This is a genomic window from Streptomyces sp. NPDC058877 (assembly GCF_042742855.1).
Taxonomy (GTDB): domain Bacteria; phylum Actinomycetota; class Actinomycetes; order Streptomycetales; family Streptomycetaceae; genus Streptomyces.
This window is the reverse complement of sequence record NZ_JBHYMF010000362.1, coordinates 1-2,408: the sequence shown is the minus strand read 5'-3', so window position 1 is coordinate 2,408 and position 2,408 is coordinate 1. Positions and strand designations below refer to the sequence as shown.

The following is a 2,408-nucleotide window of genomic DNA, read 5'->3' as shown; positions in this document are numbered from 1 at the left end:
CCCCAATGATCACGAAGCCCGTGCCTGCTCCGCTATGCACCCCAACCGGTCACGGCCCGACCAACCGCCCGACCCCGGAACTCGCCCAAGCCCTGGTCTCCCGCGGCATCAGCGAACCGATATGGCTACGCCATTGGTGGACCGCTCAATTACATCGACCCCAGCGGGCATCAAGAAATGACTTTCACGCGCGAGAGGACACTCGCAAGACCGACGTCAAATCCCTATCAATCGACGAGACGTCAACTGGGGAGGAATCTCGACCGAATAGGTGGATCGCTAAGCAGACGGAACTTGGGCTTTAAGATCGGGTGGATGATCGGGGAGGCACTCTCACCTACATACAAGACCAGGTTTACGCGCAACTCTTCAACGCCGACCCCTGGAGGAGATGCTATCTACCCCGACTGTGCTAGTTCCTGTGGTTCCTTGACTAAGCCAAAGCCTGGTCGTCCACAGCCCCAGCCTGCACATCCTGGATCCCCCCCTCGACCCCCTGGCTCTGGCGCGGGCCCGTATCTTCCTGGGGGTACCGGGAGCCCTGGCACCCCGAACCCTGGCACGCCCGTAATTCCCCCGAGTCCGCCGATCATCCCGAACATCAACGCTGGCCCGAACCCGAAGCCTGCGCCTGACCGCCCCATCCCCAAAGTTGACTGGGGCCTCCTCAACGCTGGCTGGAAGCTCGGTGATGGCTGGGATCTGATCACCGATGGCCTGAGCATCCTCGGGATACTCGGTAACGCAGATCCGTTCAATCCCGATGTAGTACCTACAGACCTCCCTTACGTGGGCACAGATCCCGGTAATCCCAATAGTCCCAACCAAGACGATCAGGATCCATGCAAAAAGCCTAGGGAGGAGCGTTATCACTATTTCCCTCTCGATTCCCTACAGCGCTCTCGGGGAGCCTCGGTTTTGATGTGCGGAAAACAGGATCTCAAGCCGGGGCCGCGGATCAACATTTCTTCAATATCCGTGGCCGGAATGCCGAAGCCAGCCGAGAATTCAATTCGCCCCGGATTCGCCACTTACAATAAAACCCATATCGTCGGCGATGAATTCTATGGTGCGGCACGCAGTGAAAATCTGTTCCCTGGTCGCGACAGAATGAACAAGAGCGGGATGAGAAGATGTGAGACAAAGATGAAGAAAGAGCTTGCTGCAGGGAACTGGGTTCAGTATACGGGTACCCTCGCATATAAGGGAAATAATTTGATTCCGACGGGAATTCAGATGACCGCCTTTACTGCCCGCGGCAAGCTGTTCGATGTCAGAGTTGAAAACAACCAGGATTGGCAGACGACATGCTGACACCTAGTGACCTGATCGAAGCCCTTCCCGGTCTTTCGGGTCTGACCCTAAGTGAGCCCAAGGTGGTGAACTGGGGTTATATTGCAACCGAGCTGGGGACCGACCTTCCGCGAGACTTCAAAGAACTTTCACTGAAATTTTCAGCGTTTGAAGTTGGGAACTTCCTGCGCGTATGGATCCCCGATTCCGGGCATGAAGATGCCTACGTCGAAGGCGTCCGGTACGAGCTCGAGACGCTTTCCTACCTTGCTGAGGATCAGGCATCCGGAGGATATGCCCCCTATCCGAATAAAGGAGGCTTGCTTCCATGGGGTCAATCTTTGGATGGCGACCTCTTCTGCTGGCTGACTCGCGACCCAGATCCCAGTTCTTGGACCGTTGTTATCGGTGGCGCCAACGGCACCTGGTGGGAGGTTGAGGCAGGCCTGCTCAAGTTTCTCGTTGGACTGATCAACGGAACGCTCGATACGGGTGAACTGCCGCCGAATGTGATTGTTGCCGAGTCTTCAGTCGTCTCTTTGGTGAAGTGAGCGTTCTGGGCGTTCTGGAATGGGTCGTCATTGAGCCGGAACTGATGGGTTGCTTGCTCGTTGGTCCAGGGCGGGGTCAGGCAGGGCTTGATCAAGTTCCCTGGGTGTCCGGGTTGTTGGTGATGCCCAGGAGTGAAGCTTCCCCTTGATCGTGGACACCTGGAGACTGGGACCTGAGGTTCCAGAGGAAGTAGCACCAGGTGGGAAGCAAGTACACGAAGCGGTACACCGAGGAGTTCAAGCGGGACGCGATCGCGCTCGTCGACTCCTCGGGCAAGACGGTCACTGCGGTGGCCCGGGAACTCGGCATCAGCTCGGAGTCCCTGCGCGGCTGGTACCGCCGGGCCAAGGCGGACCGGGGCGAGGGCGAGCCCGGTGAGCTGACCAGCGCCGAGCGCGAGGAGCTCAAACGGCTGCGCAAGGAGGTCCGCGAACAGCAGCAGACGATAGAGATCCTGAAAAAAGCGACGGTGAGGTCAATGGGTCGGTGCAACATCCCAGGTAGAACGGTTGCCGGAGGTGTTGCTGGGTGGCGAGGATCGGGCGTCCGGGGTTGTCGGACGA

The 2,408-nt window shown here is 58.2% G+C and carries 3 protein-coding genes; all 3 read left to right on the top strand.

What is annotated here, in order from left to right:
* Positions 1–789 precede the first annotated feature (789 nt).
* Positions 790–1,314, top strand: coding sequence for a DNA/RNA non-specific endonuclease (locus tag ACFW2Y_RS35500; RefSeq protein ID WP_384887795.1), 525 nt, complete (start codon positions 790–792; stop codon positions 1,312–1,314).
* Complete coding sequence (locus tag ACFW2Y_RS35495) at positions 1,308–1,844, top strand: hypothetical protein (RefSeq protein ID WP_384887793.1); 537 nt, start codon at positions 1,308–1,310, stop codon at positions 1,842–1,844. The genes ACFW2Y_RS35500 and ACFW2Y_RS35495 overlap by 7 nt, the downstream gene beginning before the upstream one ends.
* 200 nt (positions 1,845–2,044) lie before the next feature.
* A partial coding sequence (locus tag ACFW2Y_RS35490; RefSeq protein WP_384887791.1) for a transposase occupies positions 2,045–2,408 on the top strand: 364 nt, incomplete at its 3' end.